This window comes from Nocardiopsis ganjiahuensis DSM 45031 (assembly GCF_000341085.1).
In the GTDB taxonomy this organism is placed as follows: domain Bacteria; phylum Actinomycetota; class Actinomycetes; order Streptosporangiales; family Streptosporangiaceae; genus Nocardiopsis; species Nocardiopsis ganjiahuensis.
On record NZ_ANBA01000009.1, the window covers coordinates 342596 to 365256 of the forward strand.

Consider the following 22661-nt stretch of genomic DNA (forward strand, 5'->3'; position numbering starts at 1 on the left):
CCCGCCAACAGGTAAAACCTTACCGCATTCACGGGGCCGTTCGAACCAGCTCAGCTCCGGGGGCCGGGCCCCACACCGATGACGTGCGCACGGTCGCCGGCGGAGAGACCGGACACCGCGATCACGTCCGGGGCCAGGGCCACACCGAAGGGTGAGCCGTCCGGGGACAGGCCCTCCGCCGCCGTGTCGAGCGGAACCGCGGCGGGGTCGGATCCCCACGCGCCGACGAGCAGGACGGCCGGGTCGTCCTCGCCCGCCTGGAGCGCCGCGAACAGTTCGGGGCTCGAAGCGATGCTGTCCGGGTCCGGGATCCGGGTGGTGAACGCGAGGGTCTCCAGGGTCTCGGTGTCGGGGACCTCGCCGCCCGGTTCGCCGACCACCGGCTTCTCCAGGCGGTACTCCGCCTGGTGGGTGGCCTCGTCGGTCTCGGTGAACAGCAGCCGCTCGCCGTCGAGGGGGACCGTTCCGGCGGGCAGGTCCTCCGCGACCACTTCTCCGGTCCGGCCGCGGAAGGCCAGCGCACCGGGTTCGTCGCCGGCGTAGCGGACCACCACGGACCAGCCGTCGGGTGCCGCCGTCAACTCCTCCACGGGGCCGGGCAGTTCGAGGCTCGAGTACCGGGCTCCCCCCTCGGTCAGGACCAGCACCTGGGGGAACCACTCCTCCGGGGCCTCCTCGTCCCGCGGGCACTCCTCGGGCACCAGGATCCGGGGGCCCGCGGCCACCGGGGCTCCGACCTGTTCGCACCCGCCCCGGAGCTCGTACCGGATCTCCTCCTCGTGCGGTTCCTGGGACCGGACGGTGAAGCTGTCGTCCTCCGCGACCTGGACGAACGTGGCCCCGGTCAGGAGCAGGTGGTCCACCCTCCGGTGGATCCGGTGGTCTCCGACCAGCCTGCCGGTGTCGGCCTCCAGGACGGCCAGCGACCGTTGTTCGTGTTCCGGGCGGGTGTCGTCCCGGTACAGCACGGCCACGCGCCCGCCGTCGGGAGTGACCTGGGACCAGAGCACCTCGCCGAGCGGCTGGAACCGCCAGCGTTCGGCGCCGTCCCGGCTGTCCAGCGCCCACACGCCACGGGCGCCGTGGACCAGCACGCCGGAATCCGTGGCGGCCACGGAGACCTCACCCGCCGAGCCCTCCTCCGGGTGCTCCCACACCCAGGCGACCTCGTCGGCGTGGGCCGGGACGGGGGATTCAGCGGGGCTGAGGGGTTCGGCGAGGGTGTGCACGAACCGGTCCCGCTCCAGCGCTGTGGGAACGGCGAACACCGCGAGGGCCACGACCGGGGCCAGACCGGCCAGCAGGGCCTCGATCCGGGGCTGGCCCGGGGCGGGCCGCAGGGGCTCGGGACGGCCGGAGACGGCGAGCACCGCGGCGCCCGCCAGCAGGGCCAGAGCGGCCAGGTACCAGAGGTGGGAGACCGCCCCGAAGTCGACCAGAACGTCGGGCGGAGGACCCTCCCACCCGGTTTCCCGCACCCCCGCTTCTCCCGCCTCCGGGAGTTCCCGCAGGACCACCTGCAACGCCAGGCACACCACCAGGACGGCCGCCGCCCGGATCGGCCCCGAACCCTCGCCCGGGAGGGAGTAGTACTCGTTGCCCTCAGGTCGTTGCCCCTCCGCGCCCAGCGCCCAGACCACGGCGAGCAGCACCACCGCGCCGCACAGCGCCCAGTGCACCGCGGCGGTGCCGTCCCACTCCGCGGGGCCCAGCACCACGGCTGCCGTGACTACCAGGGCCCCACCCAGGACGGACCCGGTGCCCGCCCAGGAGAGCAGCCGCCAGAGCGTGTCCGGGTGCATGATCCGGCCCATCACGGCACCAGCCCTTCCACGCGGTGAGCTCGGCCGGTCTCGTTCAGCAGCAGGGCGGCGACCCCGCCGGAGACCCTCACGAGTTGCGACACCCCTCCCCCGCTCTCCATCTCGATCCGGTTGTCCGGTCCTCTGCCCAACCGCCCGCCGTGGGGGGCCACCAGGACCTGGGCGCGGTCCTCGTACTCCGATTCGGGATCGGGGAACAGCATCTGGCCACCCAGGGCCGCAGCCCCGCTGTCGACCGTGGTCGAGAGATAGGCACCGCCCGCCCCGACCAGTTCGGTGCGCGCACCGGAGGGGGTGACGTGATGGACCTCGGCTCCCTGGCCGGAGCGGTGGAAACGCACGGTCACCCCGTCGCCGTCGGCGGCCAGCACCTCTTCCGCGGTGAAGCCGTCCTCGGTCCCGAGCAGGTCCTCCGTGAGGTGCATGATCTCCTCGCCGGTGTCCGGGTCCAGCAGTAGGCCGAACTGGCCCGACCAGCGGCTCGGCACGACCAGCGCGTCCGCGCTCCCCTCTCCCCCGCGCCCCCGCCACGGACGCTCGGGCACGTAGGCCCCCGCCCAGTCGTCGCGCTCGTAGCTCCACCGTTCCTGCCCGGTGCGCAGGTCGAGGGACACCACTCTGAACTCCGTGTGCGCGTCCCCTTGCCGGATGAGGCCCCAGAGGTCGCCGTGGCTCTCGGCGAACTCGTCCCCGCTGACACAGGCGACGGCGTACACGATCGTCTCCGTGTGGACCCGGGGCGGACTGCCCTCGCAGACGTCACCCTCCTCGGGGGCCAGCCGCCGGTACCAGAGCTCCTCGCCGGACTCCCCGTCCCACGCGCTCACCCCGGCCGATCCGAGGAACTCGTCAACACCCTCACGCGAGTCCGTGTGCACTCCGATGCCGTCCGACCACCCGAGGAGCTGACCGGTGTCCCCGTCCGGTTCCTGTTCCGGCGGCCCCGTGTACTCGCCCGCCGACTCGCCGGTGGCCAGGTCGAACACCTCGGTGACAGGCTCCTCGGCGTCCTCCTCGGCATCATCAGGCCCGTCTTCGGAATCGGGGTCCCCCTCCGGGGTGTGGGTGACCAGCACCCACCCGTTCCCGGCCCAGACGGAGACCTCCTCCGCGGCGGGGCGCCGGTACGACCAGACCTCGGAGCCGTCGGTCCCGTCCAGGGAGACCACCCCGTCAGCGAACGCCACCAGGGGTCCGTGGACGCCGCTCCCAATCCAGTGGATCGTGGCCGCCCCGCCCGGTTCCCAGACCCAGCCGACCTCCCGCACCCGTTCCGGGACCGGCGCCTTCTCGGGCGGGTTCTCGGCGACGACGTGGCGGACCTCGGAGCGGTCGGCGTCCCCGGGGTCCCCGGCGAGCGCGGGCGCGCCCGCCCCGACCAGGACCACGGCCAGCGCGCCCGCTCCGAAGAAGGGCAGGGAGCGGGTCCGGGGAAACAGGCGGGGCGGCCGCACGGCGGTGAGCATGAGTACCAGGCCGAGGGCCACGGAGCAGACCACGACCCCCATGCGCAGCTCGCTCGGGGCCAGGCTGCCCGGTCCTTCCGCGTCCGCCCCCAACAGGGCGCCGCCGCCCGCCGCGAGCGACACCAGGACGATCATCGGAACCAGGTAGAGCACGTACTCCCAGCCGCTCTCCGCGTCCGGGGGCTGAGCGGCGTGTGCGCGCCCCCAGCGCACCCCGAGCATCAGGAAGATCACGCCGATCGCGCAGGACCAGAACCAGCCCCAGCCGGCCGCCTCGAACAGGCCCCAGCCCCGGTCCGACCAGTGCAGGACCGCGGCCACCACCGCCAGGAACAGCGCCCCCGCGACCATGCCGGTCCCGACCCACACCAGAACGTTCTCCGTGCGCCGCTCGCGCGCCACCCCGCACCGCCTACTCCGTGTCCCCGTGACCGAAGAGCCACTCTTCGCCACGAAAAGCTAGCAGTGTCCCGGGTCCGTGCTCCGGGTGGGTCAGGGGACCAGACCCTCCAGGAGCTGGGAACGGTCGTCCTGGCCGACCAGCACGGCCGCGCCCGGGACCGCCAGCACGTCGAGGTCGCCCTCCCGTTCGAGCTCAAGGAGCACTCCGTCACGCCAGCGGGTCGTCTCCCCGAAAGGTGCGACCATCACCGTCTTGGAAACATCCTCCACATCGGTGCTCCGTGCGATCACCAAGGCCCCGTCGAGCAGGGCGATCCTCTCCGAGCCGACGGTGTAGCCGAGGTAAGCCTCTTCGACCACCGCCGTGCCGGTGGTCTCCCCTGCGGCGTCCACCCGGTGGAACGTCGTCTCCAGATGACCGGTCTCCACCGCGAAGACGGCTCTGTCAGCGTCCGCGTACGCCACCCCGATGAGGTCCTCGCTGCTCGCCAGTTCCTCCGGCGGCGCCACGAGTTCCTCCCCGGTCCCCGGGTCGAGGACGGCTGTGCGCCCCTCCGGTCCGTGCTGCACGATCACCGCCGACCCGGCCGTACCTCCCGGGGCTTTCCCCAACCGGGGCGACGGGGCCGAGGGAGGCGCCGTCCACCCGGTGCGCCAGAGTTCGGTGCCCTCGAGCGGGTCGACGGCCACGACCGCGACCTCGGTCCTGAAGTCCTCCCAGCCGAAGGGGTCCGCGGACCTGACCGACTGTTCGACGGTCTCCTCGTCCGCGACCTCCAGGCAGCCGACCACGCCCACCAGGCGGTGACCGTAGCTCTGGGTATGCGCGACCACGCAGTGGTCGGGCAGTTCCAGCAGGTCCTCCACCAGTGCGCGGCCGTGCTCGTTCATCCAACCGGTCGAGGGCACCGCGGCCTCCGAACCCTCCTCGAGGACCTCCCCGGTCCCGGCGTCCAGCACCACCGTCTCCCATACCTGCTCGCCGGAGTCGTCGGTGCCGGCCCCGTGCCTCACGTGGACGCGGCCGTCCGCGACCCACACCTTCTCGACGCGGTCGTGGGGGCGCCGGTAGGACCACAGTTCCTCGCCGGTCCCGCCGTCCAGGGCCACGGCTCCGTCATAGAGCAGGACGAGCGGCCCGTGGCTCCCGGGGCGGACGGTGTCGACCTCGGTGCCCATCGGTGTCCGCCACTCCCAGCCCGCTTCGGAGACCTCTGCCGGGACGGGGGCGGGTTCCCCGAGCCCGTCGGCGACGTGGTGCGGTACCCAGGGGACGAGGAACCGTGCGACCAGGACTCCGGCAAGGGGCACGGCCAGCGCCCCGGCGCCGAGGAAGGGGAGCGACCTGCGGAGCGGCCTCGGGTCGGGGCCGCGCCGGCCGAGGAGCATCAGCACGCAGCCCGTCCCGACAGCGCACGCCACCAGCCACAGGTGCACGGCGAACGGTGCGGGAGTGAAGGCCCAGGGGTCGCGTGTGGTGGCCTCGAAGGCGTCCCTGGGGAAGGCGAACAGGGCCGCCAGCAGTCCGAGCCCGGCCGCCGCGCACATCCACGACACGTACCGCCCGGTTTCGGCCGCCGGCCCGCCGCGCCGCCAGGCCACCCCGCGTGCGAGCACGAGCAGGGCGATCAGGAGGGACAGGAGCCACCAGCCTCCCGTCTCCTCGGGCCGGCGTTCGCCGTCGTACGCCCAGGCCACTACGCCGGCCCACACCAGGGCTCCGACCAGCAGCCCGGCCCCGGCCCATGCCAGGGCACCTCGTCGGCGTCCTGGCTCCCTCTCCCCCGTCACCGATCCACTCCGCACCTGTCCGATGTCCGACACTCCGCCGGAGAACCTAGCAGTGCCGGAACCCACTGGAACGCGGGGCCACCCTACGGTCACCGGATCAGCTCCCCTCACGAGAGCCTTCACCTTGGAGCGACGTGTAACCAAGTGGGCCGGGCTCCCGTCCGCAGCTCAGGGCACCAGGCCTACAAGGCCCGACCCTCCGTGTTCGCTGACCACGACCGCACCGGGGACCAGCCTCAGATCCGTACGCACAGTTCCCGAGACCGGCAGGAAGGATTCCTCTCCCCACCGGGTGGTCTCCCCGAAGGGTGCGATCACCAGGTGCTCGTCCCAGTTGATGAGCAGGGACCCCTCGAACACGGCGATGCCGGAGGTACCAACGCTGTCTCTCAGATATGCCCCCTGGACCACGGCCGTGTCAGTGATCTCTCCTTCGGCATTCACCTGGTGAAACGTGGTCTGCGGTCCGGCTGAGTTCTTCCGGTCGCCGGTGTCCGTGGCGATCACGGCCCTGTCCGCGTCGGCGTACGCCACCCCGATGAGGTCCCTGCTGCTCATCAGGTCCTTCGGGAGTGCCGCGAGCTCCTCCCCGGTCCGCAGGTCAAGAACCACGGTCCGCTCCTCCGGCCCGCCTTCCACAACGAGCCGGCTCTCACCCGTGGGTCCCGAGATCAGGTCCAACCAGGGTCTCCTGACTTCGGTTTCGGTCGGCAGCGTCCACTCCTGCCGCCAGAGCTCACGGTTCGCTGCCTGGTCCACGGCAACCAGCATGGCGTCGACCTCGCCCTCCGGCCAGCCGAAGGGGTCTTCAGAGGAAATCGACTTCTCGGTGTTCTCCGCGTCCACGTCGACGGGGCACCCGATGACAGCTGCCAGGAAGCCGTCATGCTCCTGGTAGTCGGAGGTGACGACACACTCGTCGGAAAGAGACAGCGCCTCACGCACCTGCGCACGTGGAGGCCCATTTTCCAGGTCACCCGAATCGTCCGGGCCGGTCTCAGGAGAGAGGCTGTCGGATTCCCGACCGGTCATTTCTCCGGTCTGCTCGTCCAGTCGGACCGTCACCAGCTGTTGGGAGCCACCCCAGGTGTCTCCGGTCTCGTAACGCACGAGCACGTGGCCGTCCTCCCGCCACACGTCCGAGCCGCTGTCACGCCGGGGATCAGCGATCGGACCGTAGGGGCGCCGGTAGGACCACAGCTGCTCGCCGGTCTCGCCGTTCAGGGCCACCACCCCGCCTCGGAGGAGGACCAGCGGCCCATGGCTTCCCACCCGCACCTCGACCACGGAGGCGCCCTGCGGCGGCTGCCACTCCCAGCCGACTCGGGAGACCTCGGCCGGGGCCGGGGCCGTCTCACCGAGCTCGTTCGCGACCCGGTGCTGTTCCCGGGGAACGACCAGGACGATCATGGCCCCGACAACGACCACCGCCAGCGCGCCGGCGCCGAGCAGGGTCATGCTGCGTCCGAACGGCCTCGGGTTGGGGACCCGCCAGGAGAGCAGCATGAACACGGTTCCCAGAGCGAAGGCACACATCGCCAGCCACAGGTGCACGAACGGCGACAGGGTGTCGAACAGCGGCTTCGCGTCGAGGAACCCGAAGGGGTCCGCTGTGGAATAGAGCCCTAGCAGGGTAAGTCCCACCAGGGAGAACAGGATCATCCAGGACCGGTACAGCACGGTGCTGTACTCACTCACGTACACGTGCGGGTGTTCCTGCCAGCGGATCCCGAACACCAGCACGAAGAAGGTGATGGCGACCGCGGGGACCCACCAGCCGCCCACCTCCTCGAACAGCCCCTCACCGATCGCGAAACCGGTGACCAGCGCCCACACCGCGGACCCGAGGAGCAGCCCGGCCCCGATCCACACCAACGCGCTCCGCACGCGACCGTGCTCCTTCTCCTCCGCCACCCGGGCCACTTCACTCTCCACCGACGTCCGACATGCCGCCGGAGAACCTAACAGCCGGTCACTCAGGGTGAAGAAGCGGGGTTCGGTGAATGGTGACGGGGTCAGCGGCTCGGGCTCAGCGTGCGGCGGCGCGTTCGGTGAGCCAGGTGAAGAGGGCGGGGTCGGTGCCCATCTCGGGGTGCCACTGCACGCCGAGCACGTCGGGCACGTCCGTGTACTCCAGCGCCTCCACCGTCCCGTCCCCGGCCCAGGCGGTGGCGGTGACGTTCCGCCCCAGGTCGGCCACGGACTGGTGATGGTAGGTGGGTACGTCGAGCCTGGTGCGGCCCAGGATCCGGGCGGTGCGGGAGTGCTCGGCGACGCTGACCGGGTGGGTGTCGAAGATCCCCGTCCGCCGGCGGTGCTCGGTGCTGCCGACCACGTCGGGCACGTGCTGGTGCAGGGTGCCGCCGCGGCAGACGTTGAGCAGCTGCATGCCCCGGCACACCCCCAGCACGGGCAGGCCCCGGGTGAGCGCCCCGGTGAGAAGGTCCGCCTCGGCGGTGTCACGGGCCGTCTGGACACCGGCGGTGTGCGTACCGGTCGGAGCGCCGTAGCGACCGGGGTCGATGTCGCCGCCGCCGGCCAGGAGCAGCCCGTCCAGCCGGTCCAGGGCCCCGGCGATCCCGGCCACCGGCGGCAGCAGCAGGGGTACCGCCCCCGTGGCGGCGACGGAGTCGACGTAGTGGCGGGGCAGCAGGGTGGCGGGCAGGTCCCAGGCCTCGCCCCAGCGGGCCTGTTCCTCGTAGGCGGTGATCCCGACGACGGGTGGCACGGGGCCGACCCCCTTTCCGGGTGCGGATGGGTTCAGGGTGCGGGTCCGGCGGACGGACAGCGGCGGTGAATCCTAGATCGGGGTGACGTAGGCGCCGGAGATGCCGCCGTCCACGAGGAAGTTGGACGCGGTGATGAAGGAGGCGTCGTCGCTGGCGAGGAAGGCCACGGCGGCGGCGATCTCGGTGGCCTCGGCGAAGCGCCCCAGCGGGACGTGGACCAGGCGGCGGGCAGCGCGTTCGGGGTCCTTGGCGAACAGCTCCTGGAGGAGGGGCGTGTTCACCGGCCCCGGGGAGAGCGCGTTCACGCGGATCCCCTCGCGTGCGAACTGGACGCCCAGCTCGCGGCTGAGCGCCAGCACCCCGCCCTTGCTGGCGGTGTAGGAGACCTGGGAGGTGGCGGCGCCCATGGTGGCGACGAACGACGCCGTGTTGACGATCGAGCCCCTGCCCTGTTCGCGCATGTGCGGCAGGGCGTACTTGCAGCACAGGTAGACGGAGGTGAGGTTGACCTCCTGGACCCGCTTCCAGGCGTCGAGACCGGTGGTGAGGATGGAGTCGTCGTCGGGGGGTGAGATCCCGGCGTTGTTGAAGGCCACGTCCACGCTGCCGTACTCGTCCTTGACCCGGGAGAACAGCGCCTCGACCTCGGACTCGTCGGTGACGTCGACCCGGACGAACCCGCCGCCGACCTCTTCGGCCACCTGCTTGCCGCCCTCCTCGTCGAGGTCCGCGGCGATGACGGTGGCGCCCTCCCGGGCCAGGCGGAGCGCGGTCGCGCGGCCGATGCCGCCCGCCGCCCCAGTGATGACGGCGACGCGGTTCTGGAAGCGGTTCATGGTGTTCCTCCGGTTCAGGTGTCGTCGGACAGGAAGACGGTCTTGGTCTCGGTGAACGCGTCCAGAGCGTCGGGGCCGAGCTCGCGGCCGATGCCGGACTGCCCCATGCCGCCGAAGGGCGTCCAGTAGCGCACGGCGGAGTGCGAGTTCACCGACAGGTTCCCGGCTCGGACGGTGCGGGAGACCCGCAGGGCGCGGCCGATGTCGCGGGTCCACACCGACCCGGCCAGCCCGAACTCGGTGTCGTTGGCGATGCGCACCGCGTCGGCCTCGGTCTCGAAGGGCAGTACGGACAGGACCGGGCCGAAGATCTCCTCGCGGAAGGCCGGCTCGGCCGGGTCCTGGGTGGCGAGCACGGTGGGCGGGAACCAGAACCCGGGCCCCTGGGGCGCGCTCCCCTGGAAGGCGACGGTGGCGCCGTCCGTGTAGGCGGCGACGCGGTCGCGCTGGGCGGCGCTGATCAGCGGCCCCATGGCGGTGCCGGGGTCGCGGGGGTCGCCGACGGTGATGCCTTCCACGGCCGGGCGCAGGAGCTCCAGGAAGCGTTCGTACACGTCCTCCTGGACGAGCAGGCGGGAGCGGGCGCAGCAGTCCTGTCCGGCGTTGTCGAAGGCGGCCATGGGTGCGGCCGCCGCGGCCTTCTCCAGGTCGGCGTCCTCGAAGACGATGTTGGCGCTCTTGCCGCCGAGTTCGAGGGTGACGCGGGTGAGGTCCTCGGCCGCGGCCGCCATGACGCCCTTGCCCACCCGGTTGGAGCCGGTGAAGACGATCTTGGCGACGTCGGGGTGGCGGACCAGGCGGTCCCCGGCGACCGGTCCGGCGCCGGGCAGGATCTGGAGGACCCCCTCGGGCAGTCCCGCCTCCCGGGCGAGCCCGCCGATGCGCAGCGCGGTGAGCGGGGTGAGTTCGGCGGGTTTGACGATGACGGTGTTGCCCGCGGCCAGGGCGGGCGCGACGCCCCAGGACAGGACCGGCATGGGGAAGTTCCAGGGGACGATGACGCCGACCACGCCGAGGGGTTCGGCGAAGGTGACGCTCCAGCCGCCGGGGACGGGGATCTGCCGACCGGTGGCGCGTTCGGGCGCGGCCGCGAAGTACGTGAACACGTCCCTGGCGTTGCCCGCCTCCCAGCGGGCCTGGCCGATCGGGTGCCCGGCGTTGCGCACCTCCAGCTGGGCGAGATCCTCTGCGTGGGCGTCGATGCGGTCGGCCAGGGCGCGCAGCAGGCGTGCGCGTTCGGCGGGCGGGGTCTCCTGCCAGTCGGGGAAGGCCGCGGCCGCGCGGGCGACGGCGGCGTCGGTCTCCGCCGCGGAGGCCAGGGGGACGGTGGCGATGACCTTCTCCGTGGTCGGGTCGACCACCTTCTGTTCGGTCGCCCGTTCGGTCGCCGCGGTGCCGCGGTGGCTGGTGTTCACGATGGGGTCACTCCCGGTACCTCGTCTGCCCTGTTTCCCTGTCGCTCCGGACCGGGTGCGGATCGGCTCCGTCCGCACCGGGGCCGGGGTGGTCTACATCCGCTCGAAGCCGCGGAACAGCTCCCAGTCGGTCACGGCGGCGTCGAAGGCCGCGAGTTCGACGCGCGCGCGGTTGGCGTAGTGGGCGACGACCTCCTCCCCGAAGGCCTCGCGGGCGAGTTCGCTGCCCTCCCACAGCTCCAGCGCCTCGCGCAGGGTGGTGGGGACGGTGGGCAGGTCGGACGTGTAGGCGTTGCCGGTGAGGGGCGGGCCCGGTTCGATGCCGTGCTCGACCCCGTGGAGCCCGGCCGCGATGAGGGCGGCGTTGGCCAGGTAGGGGTTGACGTCCCCGCCGGGCACCCGGTTCTCCACCCGCAGGGACGGCCCGTGGCCGACCAGCCGGAGCGCGCAGGTGCGGTTGTCCTGCCCCCAGGCGACCGCGGTGGGCGCGAAACTGCCCGGGACGAAGCGCTTGTAGGAGTTGATGTTGGGCGCCAGCATCAGGGTGAACTCGCGCAGCGCGGCGAGCTGCCCGCCCAGGAAGTGGCGGCCGGTCTCCGACAGCCCTGCCGGTGGACCCGCGCCCTCCGGTGCGCCCGGCCCCGTTCCCGCCGGTGGATCCTCCGCCGCGGCCATGACCGGGGCTCCGGAGCCGTCGCGCAGCGAGAGGTGAACGTGGCAGGAGTTGCCCTCGCGCGCGTTGGGTTTGGCCATGAAGGTGAGCGACACGCCTTCCTGCGCGGCGATCTCCTTGGCACCGTTCTTGTAGATGCTGTGCTGGTCGCAGGTGCGCTGGACCTCGTCGAAGCGAAAGGCGATCTCGTGCTGGCCGAGGTTGCACTCGCCCTTGGCCGACTCCACGTACAGTCCGGCGCCGGTCATCTCGTTGCGGATGCGCCGTAGGAGGGGTTCGACGCGGGCGCCGCCCAGGACCGAGTAGTCGACGTTGTACTGGTTGGCGGGGGTGAGGTCCCGGTAGGCGCTGTTCCAGGCCTGTTCGTAGGAGTCCCGGTAGACCACGAACTCCAGTTCGGTGCCCGAGTAGGCGTGCCAGCCGCGTTCGGCCAGGCGTCGGCGCTGGCGGTCCAGGACCTGCCGGGGCGAGGCCGCGACGGGGGTCCCGTCGTGCCAGGCGAGGTCGGCGGTGACCATGACGGCGCCCTCGGCCCACGGGGTGCGCCGCAGGGTGGACAGGTCCGGGGCCATGACGAAGTCGCCGTATCCGATCTCCCACGAGGACATGGCGTAGCCGTCGACGGTGTTCATGTCCACGTCCACGGCGAGCAGGTAGTTGCAGCCCTCCGTGCCGTGTTCGAGGGTCTCCTCCAGGAAGAAGCGGGCGGAGAGGCGTTTTCCCTGGAGGCGGCCCTCCATGTCGGTGAAGGCGACCAGGACGGTGTCCACCGCTCCGGCCCCGACCTCGATCCTGAGCTGGTCCAGCGACAGTGGGGGGAGGCTGTCGTTCGCTCGCACCTGGGGCTCCTTGTCCGCGCCGCGACGCGACGCCTGGGAGTTTGGTTCGCATTCAGACCAATGGTGGAACATGCAACCAGCGGCGAACTTCCCTGTCAATACCGGGTTACCCCTCTTGACGCAGGAACACATACGGGCACACCATCTCCGTTATCACGAAAGGACCATCGGCAAACCATTGAAGGTCCTTGTGCGGCGACAACAACGGGACACCGACCCCCAGGGGAGCCCCCATGTCCGATTCCGCGAAACGCCCGGTCCACATCCAAGGGGCCGACTTCTCCCCAGCCGGAGACGACTACCTCCGCAAACGACAACTACGCAAGGGCGCCGCCGGATGGGTCCTGCTCGCCGGGCTCGGCGTCGCCTACGTCATCTCCGGTGACTTCGCCGGCTGGAACTTCGGCCTGGCCGAGGGCGGCTGGGGCGGTCTGCTGATCGCCACCCTCCTGATGGGCACCATGTACCTGTGCATGGTGCTGGGCCTGGCCGAACTGGCCTCGGCACTGCCCACCTCGGGCGCGGGCTACGGGTTCGCCCGGCGCGCTCTCGGGCCCTTCGGCGGTTTCGCCACCGGAACGGCCATCCTCATCGAGTACGCCATCGCACCGGCCGCGATCGCGGTGTTCATCGGCGGTTACGTGGAGGCGCTGGGGCTGTTCGGCCTCACCAACGCCTGGCCCGTCTACCTGGTCTGCTACCTGGTGTTCGTCGGGATCCACCTGTGGGGCGTGGGCGAGGCGCTGCGGGTGATGTTCGTGATCACCGGTGTGGCCATGGTGGCGCTGATCGCCTTCGTGGTCGGGATGATCCCCAAGTTCGACCCGGCCAACCTCCTCGACATCGAACCCACCGCGGCGCTGGGCGCCAGTTCGTTCCTGCCCTACGGCTACGCGGGTGTCCTCGGCGCGTTCGTCTTCGGCATCTGGTTCTTCCTGGCCATCGAGGGTGTGCCCCTCGCGGCCGAGGAGGCGCGTGAACCGCGCAAGGACATGCCGCGCGGCATCATCGCGGCCATGTGCGTGCTGATGCTGACCGCCGCGGCCATGCTCACGCTCGCCCCCGGCGGGGCGGGTGCCTCCGTCATGGCCGGTTCGGACAACCCGCTCCCCGAGGCCCTCCGCGAGGCCTACGGCGGCAACACCCTGCTCGCCGACTTCGTGAACTACGTCGGCCTGGCCGGGCTGGTGGCGTCGTTCTTCTCCATCATCTACGCCTACTCCCGCCAGCTCTTCGCCCTCTCCCGAGCCGGTTACCTGCCCCGTTGGCTGTCGGTCACCGGCAAAAGGCGCACCCCCTACCTCGCCCTCATCGTCCCCGGCACCGTCGGCTTCCTGCTGGCGGTGACCGTCGCCAACGGTGACCAGCTGATCAACATCGCGGTCTTCGGCGCCACCGTCTCCTACGTGCTCATGACCCTGTCGCACATGGTGCTGCGCCGCCGCGAACCCGGCCTCGAACGCCCCTACCGCACCCCCGGCGGCGCGGTCACGACGGGGATCGCGTTCGTGCTCGCCCTGTGCGCCGTGGCCGCCACGTTCTTCGTGGACATGGTGGGCGCGGCGATCACCGCGGGCATCTTCGTCGCCTTCCTGGCCTACTTCTGGTTCTACTCCCGCCACCACCTGGTCGCCGACGCCCCGGAGGAGGAGTTCGCCCTGATCGAGCAGGCCGAGGCCGACCTCAAGTGACCCTGCCCGGGCCGGGCGCGGCCCCGCGTACCGCCCCGTCCGCGCTCCGGCCGTACGCTGGGAACCCAGACGTGCGGCCGAGCGTGGAGAGGCAGGGGTGGTGACGACCAACACCGACACCGGGGTCGGGCCCGCGGCCGAGGCCGTGTTCCGCCCGGTCCGGACGGCCAACCCGTTCGAGGAGACGGTCGAGCGGCTGTTGTCGGCGATCCGGCTCGGCGTCGTCGCACACGGTGCGCGCTTCCCCTCCGAACGCGAACTCGCCGCGCGGCTCGGGGTCAGCCGGATCACCCTCCGGGAGGCGCTGCGCGCCCTCCAGGAGGCCGGGTACGTGGAGTCCAGGCGGGGGCGGTTCGGCGGCACCTTCGTCACGTACGTGCGCCCCAAGCCGAGCCGGAGCGAGGCCCAGAGGGTCCTGCGGGACACCGGGACGGACCTGGACGACCTGTTCGCCTTCCGCCGCGTCCTGGAGACCGGCGCCGCCGTGCTGCTGGCCGAGACCGGGCTGTCCCCCGAACAGGACCGGCTGCTCACCGAACGCCTGACCGCGGTGGAGGAGGCCGAGGTCGACGACTACCGGCGCCTGGACACGGTGCTGCACCTGACCCTCGCCGAGCTCACCGGCTCGCCCTCGCTGTCGACCGCACTGACCGAGGCGCGGATGCGCGTCAACGGCCTGCTGGACGCCATGCCCATGCTGGTCAGGAACCTCGAGCACAGCAACGCGCAGCACCTGGAGATCGTCCGGGCGATCCGGGACTCCGACCCCGAGGCCGCGCGTCGGGCGGTGCGCGAACACCTGGAGGGCAGCGAGGCGCTCCTCCGGGGCTTCCTCACCTGAGCCGGAGCCGGCGCGGGTCCGGAAGGGTTACGGGTCCGGGCCCCGTGCCCGGCGGCGGTACTCAGCTCGGCTTCCCGGAGGGTTCCGGGGAAGCCGCGGTCTCCCTCGCCTGGCGCGGTCGGCCGCTCAGGGCCGTGAGCGCCACCCCTCCCACGAGGAACACCGCCGCCAGCAGGCTCAGCGGTCTGACGTCCTCGCCGAGGAACAGGGCCGCCGAGGCCATGCCGAACACCGGAACCAGCAGCGAGTAGGGCGCCACGGCGGAGGCTTCGTTCTGGCGGAGCAGGTAGCCCCAGGCGCCGAAGCCGAAGACCGTGGCGGCCCAGGCGACGAAGACGATCGCACCCACTCCCGCCAGGTCCAGGCCCCGGAGCGCGGCCAGACCCGCCTCGGGCCCCTCCACCAGCAGAGACAGCGCGAACAGCGGCAGCGGCGGCACGACGCTGACCCAGACCATCCAGCTGAGCGCGTCCGGCGGGGCCGCCTTCCGGGTGATCACGTTGGACAGGCCCCAGAACGCGGCGGCCGCGATGACCAGCGCGAACGCGGTCAGCGGACCCGAACCGCCGTGGTCGTAGGCGGCGATGCCGATCCCGCACAGGGCCACGCCCATCCCGAGGTAGCGGACCGGGCGCAGGCTCTCCCTCAGGAAGAGCACCGCGAAGAAGGCGGTGAACACCGCCTGCACCTGCAGGACCAGCGAGGTGAGCCCGGCGGGCATGCCGAGGTCCATACCGGTGAAGACCAGCCCGAACTTGGCCACGCCCAGCACCAGCCCCACCAGGAGGACCCAGCCGAACGCGACTCCGGGGCGGCGCACGAAGAAGACCGCCGGCAGGGCGGCCACCAGGAACCGCAGGGCGGAGAACAGCAGCGGCGGGAAGTGGTCGAGGCCGACTTCGATGACGACGAAGTTGACCCCCCAGACGGCTGCGACGAGCACAGCCAGAACCGAGTGGGAGAAGCGCATGGATCCGATCATCCCGCCGCCCCGGTTTCAGCACCAGCGAAACCTCCTACTAGGTTGGTTTCAGCACCGCTTAACGATGGGTGCACCACCGACCGCCCTCCCCCGAAACCCCTCAGGAGGAGTCCCGTGCTCGACCTCGCCCGCCTCAGGGCACTGCACGCGGTCCACGTCCACGGCTCGGTCAGCGCAGCGGCCAAGGCACTCGGCTACACGCCCTCGGCCGTCTCCCAGCAGGTCACCAAGCTCGAACGCGAGACCGGGACGGTTCTCCTCGAACGCCGGGGGCGCGGGGTCGTGCTCACCGAGGCCGCCGGGATGCTCGTGGGCACGGCCGCCCGGATGCTCAGCATCATGGAGACGGCCGAGGTGGCCCTGGAGGAACAGCGCGGCAGGCCCTCGGGGCGCCTGACCGTGGCCGCCTTCTCCACCGCGGCCCGCGGCCTGCTCCCCCGGGCCCTGGCCGAGCTCGCCGGGAAGTACCCGGACCTGGACCTGCGGATCGTCGAGGAGGACCCGCACGCCACCCCGCACATGGTCGCGCAGGGCACGGTGGACCTGGCCGTCGTGCACGACTGGGACATCGCACCGATGACCGTCCCCGACGGGGTCGTGCGCGACGTGATCGGCGAGGACCGGTGCGACGTCGTCCTCCCCCGCGACCACCCGCTCGCCGCGCTGCCGGTGCTGAGCCGCGAGGACGTGGCCGGGGCCCGCTGGATCTGCCAGCCGCCCGGCACGGTCTGCCACGACTGGCTCATGCGCACCCTGCACTCGGTCCGGGCCGAGCCGGACGTCGCCCACTTCGTGGCCGAGTACCAGACCCAGCTCGCCCTGGTCGAGGTCGGCCTGGGCATCGCGCTGGTCCCCTGCCTGGGCCGGGGCGCGCTCCCGGACACCCTGGTGGTCAAACCCCTGGAGCCCGTCCCGGTCCGGGGCGTGTCCGCGCTCTGGCGCGCGGGCACCTCACGCCGCCCGGCCATCACCGAGGCCGTCCGGCTGCTCCACGAACACGCGGTCCTCCCGTCGCGGGTCGACCGCCGGGGACACGGGTGACGGGTCGCTTCGCGGCCGCGCCGATCCCGGGGCCCGGCCTCCGCGGGTGACCGGCGCCGGGCGGGACGCCTACGCGCTCGGGCACTCCCCGTCGCCGCAGGAGGCCGCGGTGCCCGTTTCCGATCCGGTGCCCCGGCGCCGTTCCAGCAGGACGGTGTCGCGCCAGCGGCCGTGGTGCCGCGCGATGCGTTCGCGCACGCCCACCGTGCGGAACCCTGCCTGGTGGTGCAGGGCCAGGCCCGCCCTGTTCTCGGGGAAGACCGAGGTCTGGAGCATCCACAGGCCGCCGGTGTCGGCCTCGGTGACCTGGCGGTACAGGAGTGCCTTGCCCACGCCGCGGCCGCGTGCTCCCTCGGCGACGTAGACGGAGGTCTCGGCCACGCCGGCGTAGGCCTCCCTGGTGGAGACGGCGGAAGCGGCGGCCCAGCCGACCACGGCTCCGTCTGCTTCGGCGACCCAGCGGTGACCGGGGATCCACGCGGTTCTGAGGGAGTCGGTGTCGGGAGCCCGGGTCTCGAAGGTGGCGTCGCCGGTGGCGATGCCCTGGGAGTAGATCTCCCGGACCCTCTCGAGGTCGGCGTCGGCCATGGGCCGGGTGGTGACGTCGGCGGGCAGGTCGGTGGGGCAGCACGGTCGGGCGTCGAGGACGCCCATGACGATGTCGGCGGCGTGCGGCAGGCCGGTGCAGCAGGCGGGGTTGATGGCGACCCGGGTCGAGGTGCCGACCTTGGTCAGGGTCACGAAGCCGACGTCGGCGAGCTTGCGCAGGTGGTGGGAGACCGTGGGCTGTCGGATCTCCACCGTGTCGGCGAGTTCGCCCACGCTGATGGACCCCGGGGTGGTGGCGATGACGTGGAGGAGGCGTACCCGGGTGGGTTCGGCCAGGCAGGCGAACCAGGCGGCGTAGGTTTCGGCGTCCGTTTGGGGCAGCAGCCGTGCGGCGTGGTCGAGCGGTGTCACGGTCATGCCCTCATTATCGACGAAGATCTATGGTTGCGTCCATCGATGTGTGTCGATAGAGTCCTCATTCATAGACACCAATCGATGAAAGAGGTGTGTCATGGCCGACGAACGTCCCGTCGTGGTGATCGGAGCCGGACCCGCAGGGCTGGCAGCGGCAGCGGAACTGGTGGCACGCGACCTCCCGGTCCTGGTCCTGGAGAGTGGCGACACGGCCGGGGCCGCGGTGTCCGAGTGGGGGCACGTACGGCTCTTCTCGATGTGGCGCGACCTGGTCGGCCCGGCGGCGGAGAAGCTGCTCTCGGCCACCGGCTGGCGGCGTCCGGACGACAGCGGGTACCCGACCGGCCGGGAATGGGTCGAGGAGTACCTCGCTCCCCTGGCCGAAGCCGTCGGTGACCGGGTGCGCTTCGGCACGAGGGTGACCGGGGTGAGCCGACTGGGCCGGAACCGGGTCGTGGACGCCGGACGCACCGAGCAGCCCTTCACCGTGCGGGTGCACACCCGCGAGGGCGAGGAACGGCTGTTGGCCCGTGCGGTCGTGGACGCCTCGGGCACCTGGGGCACACCCAACCCGGTGGGCGGCGACGGCCTGCCCGCTCTGGGCGAAGCCGCCGCGGCCGAGCGGATCTCCTACCGGGTCCCCGACCTGGGCGACGAGAGGACCCGCACGCGTTACGCCGGACGGACCACCGCCGTGGTCGGGAGCGGGCACTCGGCGCTGACCGCGCTGGTCGCCCTGGCCTCGCTGGCCCAGGAGGTCCCGGGCACGAAGGCGCTGTGGGTGCTGCGCCGCGGAGACGTCGGGGACGCCTTCGGCGGGGGCGCGGCCGACCAGCTCGCCGCACGGGGCGCCCTCGGACAGCGGGCCCGCGCGGCCGTCGAGGCCGGGGACGTCGAGGTGGTGACCGGATTCCGTACCGCACAGGTGCGATCAGGGGACGGCGGCACGGTTCTGGTGGGCGAGGGCGGCAGGGAACTGGGGCCGGTGGACGAGGTGGTGGCCCTGACCGGTTTCCGGCCCGACCTGTCCCCGCTGTCCGAGGTCCGTCTGGACCTGGACCCCACGCTTGAGGCGCCGGTGCGACTGGCCCCGCTCATCGACCCCAACCAGCACTCGTGCGGCACCGTCTACCCGCACGGCGCGGCCGAGCTCTCCCACCCGGAGGAGGGCTTCTTCCTGGCGGGCATGAAGTCCTACGGACGCGCGCCCACCTTCCTGGCTCTGACCGGGTACGAGCAGGTGCGCAGCATCGCCGCTCACCTGGCCGGGGACCACGAGGGCGCGGCCCGTGTGGAGCTGGTCCTGCCCGAGACCGGGGTGTGCGGCGGCGCGGGGCTGTTCGACGACCCCACCGCCTCCAAGGCCGACGCCGGCGGCTGCTGCGGGCCCACCCCCGAGGTCGCGGAGGAGCCCGCGGCGCGGCAGGACGGGGGCGGCGGCCTGACCGTTTCCGAGCTACCCCTCATCTCTTCGGGTGCCGTCCCCGCGGGGTCCTCCGAGGCGCCGGAGACGGCTTCCGGGAGCGGTTGCTGCTCCGGCCCGGCGCAGCGGACCGAGTCGGGTGAACCGGCTCGGGTTTCGTGACCCCTGTGTCCGCTCGGGTCTCCGGCGCGCCCGCCTCCACGGTGGTCGGGGCGCGCCGGGGCCTGGTGACCCTGTGCGTCACCGTCACCACCGGCTACGGGGTGCTGTTCTACGCCTTCCCCGTACTGGCGCCGAGTATCGCCGCCGACACCGGATGGTCCCTGGCCGTGGTGACCGCGCTGTTCTCCGCGTCCCAGGTCGTGGCGGGGCTGACGGGGATCCCGGTCGGGCGCTGGGTGCAGGCCCGGGGCCCGCGTCCGGCGATGACGGCGGCGGCCGTGATCGCGGTGCCCGCCGTGGCGGCCATCGCCCTGGCCCCGAATCCGTGGGTGTTCGCCGCCGCCTGGCTGGTGGCGGGAGCGGCGATGGCCGGGCTGTTCTACCCTCCGGCCTTCGCCGCCCTGACCCACTGGTACGGGGAGGCCAAGGTGCGGGCCCTGACCGCCTTGACCCTGGTGGCCGGGCTGGCCAGTACCGTCTTCGCTCCCCTGACCGCGTTCCTGGAAGGGGCCTGGGGCTGGCGGGGAACCTACCTGGTGCTCGCCCTCGTGCTGTCGGCCGTGGTCGTGCCCCTGCACGCCTTCGCCCTGCCACGGCATTGGGCCCCCAGCGGTACCGGGCAGCCGGGGGAGAGCCGCCGGGGAGCCCGTGCCGTGGTGCGCAGCCGGGCGTTCTGGGCTCTGGCGGCGTCCCTGACCCTGGGCTCCTTCACCGTCCACGCGGTCGTGGTCAACCTCGTCCCCCTCCTCCAGGAACGCGGATTCGGCACGACGGAGGCCGCCTGGGCGCTGGGGGTGGGCGGGATAGGCCAGGTCCTGGGCCGCCTGGCCTACGCGCCCCTGGAACGGCGGACCGGCCCGGTGACGCGCACCCTGGCCGTGCTGGGAGCCTGCGCGGTGACCACCCTCCTCCTCGCGCTGCTGCCGGGGCCCCTCGGTCTGGTCCTGACCGTCGCCGTGCTGGCGGGCACGGCCCGGGGCATCCTCACCCTCCTCCACGCCACCGCCGTCTCGGACCGGTGGGGCACCACGCACTACGCCACCCTCAACGCCGTGATGCACACCCCGCTCATGCTGGCCGTCGCACTCGCCCCCTGGGCGGGCGCGGCGCTGGCCGGACCGCTGGGCGGCTACACAGCGGTGTTCGTCGCCCTGGGGGCGCTGGCGGCCCTCGGCGCGGTGGTCGCTCCGGCCACTCGCACCGAAGGCACGCGGGTCCAGGAGCCCTCCCGCGCCTGAGCGCCCCGGCGCATGGTGTCCCGGTGCCCGGTGTCCCGTGCCCCCGGCGCTGCCCCACTTCCCCGTTGACCCACTTCCCCAGCACAACGCTTCCGCGTTCACGACAACGAAAAGGTCCCTGCCATGGAAGAGGTCCCCCTCGCCGTCATCGGTGCCGGCCAAGCGGGTCTGGCCACCGCCTGGGCCGCCAACGGCCGCGGCGTCCGCCCCCTCGTGCTGGAAGCGGCCGACCGGCCGGGCGGTTCATGGCCGCACTACTACGACAGCCTGACCCTGTTCTCCCCCGCACGCTTCTCCGCGCTGCCCGGACACGCGATGCCGGGCGACCCGGAGCGCTACCCTCGCAGGGACGAGGTGGTGGCCTACCTGCGCGACTACGCCCCCCGGTTGGACGCGGACCTGCGCTACGGGCGGGCCGTGGAGAGCGTCGAACACGACGGGGGCGGGTTCGTCCTCACGACCGCCGACGGCTCAAGGGTGCGTTCACCGGTGGTGGTCGCGGCCACCGGAGGTTTCACCCGGCCGCACCGCCCCGCGCTGCCGGGGCTGGAGGGCTTCACCGGGACCGTGCTGCACACCGCCGACTACCGTTCCCCCGAACCCTTCGCCGGTCAGCGCGTGGTGGTGGTCGGCGGCGGCAACTCCGGGGTGCAGATCGCCGCGGAACTCGCCGGGGCGGCCCGGGTGAGCCTGGCCACGCGATCCCCGGTGGCGTGGGCCGACCAGCGGCCCCTGGGCCGGGACATCCACTGGTGGTTCACCCGCACCGGTCTGGACACGGCCCCGCTGCGCGGTGTGTGGGCCAAGGGTCCGACCCTGGTCAACGACGACGGCCGCTACCGTGCGGCCTTCGCCACGGGCGACCCCGACCGCCGGGATATGTTCACCCGCCTGGACGGCTCCGAGGTGACCTGGGCCGACGGCACCGCGGAGGAGGTCGACACGCTGCTCCTGGCCACCGGGTACCGTCCCGCCCTGGACTACCTGGCGCCGACCGGCGCACTCGACGCCCGGGGGCGCCCACTGCATCGCGGCGGGGTGTCCACCACGGCCCCCGGGCTGGGATACGTGGGACTGGAGTTCCAGCGCAGCTTCTCCTCGGCCACCCTGCGCGGGGTCGGACGCGACGCGCGGCACGTGCTGCGACGGCTTCTCTCCGGAACCCGCCGTTGACGCGGGCACGAGCGCCCTCCGCCGCTAACGGCCGCTCCCCCGGTCCGTTCCCTGCCGTGGCTCGGGCTCCAGATCCCGGGTGATCTGCGCGACGGCCGCCTTGGCGGTGCGCGCCGCGCCGATGAGGGTGGCCGAGGCCGGCCCCGTCCAGTCCCCGTAGCCCACCAGGTGCAAACGGGGTTCGGCCACCGCCCGGGTTCCCTCCACCGCCACCCGCCCCCGGTCGTCCACGAGTCCCGAGTCGGAGAGGTGGTCCAGGACCGGGCGGAACCCCGTGCACCACAGGACGGCGTCGCACTCCGCCGTGGTGCCGTCGGACCAGGCCACCCCGGTCCGGGTGAGGTGGTCGAACATCGGCTGGGCCTTGAGGTCTCCGCGCTCGCGTGCCTCGCGCACACCGGGAACGACCACGATGTCGCCCAGGTCGCCGACACCCGCCGCCTCCGACCGCTGCGCCCGGGTGGCGATGGCGAAGAGCGCCCGCCCGTCGACGTCGTCGGGCAGGAACCGGGGCGGGCGCGTCGTGACCCAGGTGGTCCGGGCGACCGTGGAGAGTTCGGCGAGGATCTGGGCGGCGGAGTTGCCCCCGCCCACCACCACGACGCGCTGTCCGGCGAACCGGTCGGGGCCGCGGTAGTCCACGGTGTGGAGCTGCTCTCCGACGAAGACGTCCCGACCCGGCAGGTCGGGGACGTACGGGGCGTCCCAGGTGCCGGTGGCGCTGATCACCCGCCGGGCCAGCCAACGGTCCCCGCCGGTCACCAGCCGTAGCCGGTCCTCGGCGCGCTCGACCCGTCGCACCCGTGCCCGACGGCGGACCGGGAGCCCGTACCGGCGCTCGTACTCGGCCAGGTACCAGGCCACATGCGCGGCCGAAGGGTACTCCTGCCCCTCCTCCTCGGGCATCCACCATCCGGGGAGCATGCTGTGCGCGGCCGGGGAGAACAGCCGCAACGAGTCCCAGTACTCGGGCCAGGACCCTCCCGGACGGTCGTGGTCGTCCAGGATGACGAAGTCGGCCCCGGCACGGCGCAGGAAGTACCCAGCGGCGAGTCCGGCCTGACCGCCGCCGATCACGGCGACGTCGACGAGGTGTTCTTCGGTGGGCATGGTGGTTCCTTCTCGGGGTGGCCGGCCGCCCCACGGCCTGTGGGGTCCGGGGCAGGGGCGTGG

17 protein-coding genes are annotated in these 22661 nt (G+C 72.5%); 6 read left to right on the forward strand and 11 right to left on the reverse strand.

Annotated elements, in window-relative coordinates; genetic code table 11:
* Window positions 1-50 precede the first annotated feature (50 nt).
* The 8 genes from D458_RS0112695 to D458_RS0112730 all read right to left on the reverse strand — a co-directional run bounded on the left by D458_RS0112695 (window position 51) and on the right by D458_RS0112730 (window position 11974).
* Window positions 51-1814, reverse strand: a complete 1764-nt coding sequence (locus tag D458_RS0112695) for a PQQ-binding-like beta-propeller repeat protein (protein ID WP_017587130.1) — start codon at window positions 1812-1814, stop codon at window positions 51-53.
* The gene (locus tag D458_RS0112700) at window positions 1814-3691 is read right to left on the reverse strand and encodes a hypothetical protein (protein WP_017587131.1); all 1878 of its coding nucleotides are present in this window, start codon (window positions 3689-3691) and stop codon (window positions 1814-1816) included. Before D458_RS0112700 ends, D458_RS0112695 begins: the two co-directional genes overlap by 1 nt.
* A 90-nt stretch (window positions 3692-3781) precedes the next feature.
* Window positions 3782-5482 carry a hypothetical protein gene (locus tag D458_RS0112705; RefSeq protein ID WP_239647948.1) on the reverse strand — a complete coding sequence of 567 codons (1701 nt, stop codon included), beginning with the start codon at window positions 5480-5482 and terminating at the stop codon, window positions 3782-3784.
* 168 nt (window positions 5483-5650) lie between these two features.
* Entirely contained in the window at window positions 5651-7369 is a 1719-nt protein-coding gene (locus D458_RS0112710) for a hypothetical protein (protein WP_152521125.1), read from the reverse strand.
* 142 nt (window positions 7370-7511) lie between these two features.
* Window positions 7512-8210 carry a gamma-glutamyl-gamma-aminobutyrate hydrolase family protein gene (locus D458_RS0112715; protein WP_017587134.1) on the reverse strand — a complete coding sequence of 233 codons (699 nt, stop codon included), beginning with the start codon at window positions 8208-8210 and terminating at the stop codon, window positions 7512-7514.
* Between the two features lie 72 nt (window positions 8211-8282).
* Window positions 8283-9047: a 3-oxoacyl-ACP reductase gene (locus tag D458_RS0112720; RefSeq protein ID WP_017587135.1), complete on the reverse strand. Its 765-nt coding sequence runs from the start codon at window positions 9045-9047 to the stop codon at window positions 8283-8285.
* Window positions 9048-9061: 14 nt separating this feature from the next.
* Entirely contained in the window at window positions 9062-10462 is a 1401-nt protein-coding gene (locus D458_RS0112725; protein ID WP_017587136.1) for an aldehyde dehydrogenase family protein, read from the reverse strand.
* Window positions 10463-10555: 93 nt separating this feature from the next.
* On the reverse strand, window positions 10556-11974 hold the full coding sequence (locus tag D458_RS0112730; protein ID WP_017587137.1) for a glutamine synthetase family protein: 1419 nt from the start codon (window positions 11972-11974) through the stop codon (window positions 10556-10558).
* A gap of 233 nt (window positions 11975-12207) precedes the next feature.
* On the opposite strand from D458_RS0112730, the gene eat reads away from it, so the two are divergent.
* Both eat and D458_RS0112745 read left to right on the forward strand, forming a co-directional pair.
* Window positions 12208-13665 (forward strand): ethanolamine permease, encoded by a 1458-nt coding sequence (gene eat / locus D458_RS0112740; RefSeq protein ID WP_017587139.1) that lies wholly within the window; start codon window positions 12208-12210, stop codon window positions 13663-13665.
* 97 nt (window positions 13666-13762) lie between these two features.
* Window positions 13763-14506, forward strand: a complete 744-nt coding sequence (locus tag D458_RS0112745; RefSeq protein ID WP_017587140.1) for a FadR/GntR family transcriptional regulator — start codon at window positions 13763-13765, stop codon at window positions 14504-14506.
* Between the two features lie 61 nt (window positions 14507-14567).
* On the opposite strand, the gene D458_RS0112750 is transcribed toward D458_RS0112745, so the two are convergent.
* Complete coding sequence (locus D458_RS0112750) at window positions 14568-15476, reverse strand: EamA family transporter (RefSeq protein WP_040702424.1); 909 nt, start codon at window positions 15474-15476, stop codon at window positions 14568-14570.
* Window positions 15477-15602: 126 nt separating this feature from the next.
* Here D458_RS0112750 and D458_RS0112755 point away from each other — a divergent pair, with 126 nt between their 5' ends.
* Window positions 15603-16529, forward strand: a complete 927-nt coding sequence (locus tag D458_RS0112755) for a LysR family transcriptional regulator (RefSeq protein WP_017587142.1) — start codon at window positions 15603-15605, stop codon at window positions 16527-16529.
* A 69-nt stretch (window positions 16530-16598) separates the two neighbouring features.
* Here the strand turns inward: D458_RS0112755 and D458_RS0112760 are convergent, their stop codons facing one another.
* Window positions 16599-17495 carry a helix-turn-helix domain-containing GNAT family N-acetyltransferase gene (locus D458_RS0112760; RefSeq protein ID WP_017587143.1) on the reverse strand — a complete coding sequence of 299 codons (897 nt, stop codon included), beginning with the start codon at window positions 17493-17495 and terminating at the stop codon, window positions 16599-16601.
* 94 nt (window positions 17496-17589) lie between these two features.
* On the opposite strand from D458_RS0112760, the gene D458_RS0112765 reads away from it, so the two are divergent.
* From D458_RS0112765 to D458_RS0112775, 3 genes are all read left to right on the forward strand, one after another.
* On the forward strand, window positions 17590-19077 hold the full coding sequence (locus D458_RS0112765; protein WP_017587144.1) for an NAD(P)-binding domain-containing protein: 1488 nt from the start codon (window positions 17590-17592) through the stop codon (window positions 19075-19077).
* Between the two features lie 5 nt (window positions 19078-19082).
* A complete protein-coding gene (locus tag D458_RS0112770; RefSeq protein ID WP_017587145.1) occupies window positions 19083-20315 on the forward strand; it encodes an MFS transporter in 1233 nt (410 codons plus the stop codon).
* 123 nt (window positions 20316-20438) lie between these two features.
* Window positions 20439-21488, forward strand: coding sequence for a flavin-containing monooxygenase (locus tag D458_RS0112775; RefSeq protein ID WP_017587146.1), 1050 nt, complete (start codon window positions 20439-20441; stop codon window positions 21486-21488).
* A 24-nt stretch (window positions 21489-21512) separates the two neighbouring features.
* Here D458_RS0112775 and D458_RS0112780 read toward each other — a convergent pair whose 3' ends face one another.
* Entirely contained in the window at window positions 21513-22598 is a 1086-nt protein-coding gene (locus tag D458_RS0112780; protein WP_017587147.1) for an ArsO family NAD(P)H-dependent flavin-containing monooxygenase, read from the reverse strand.
* Window positions 22599-22661 lie beyond the last annotated feature (63 nt).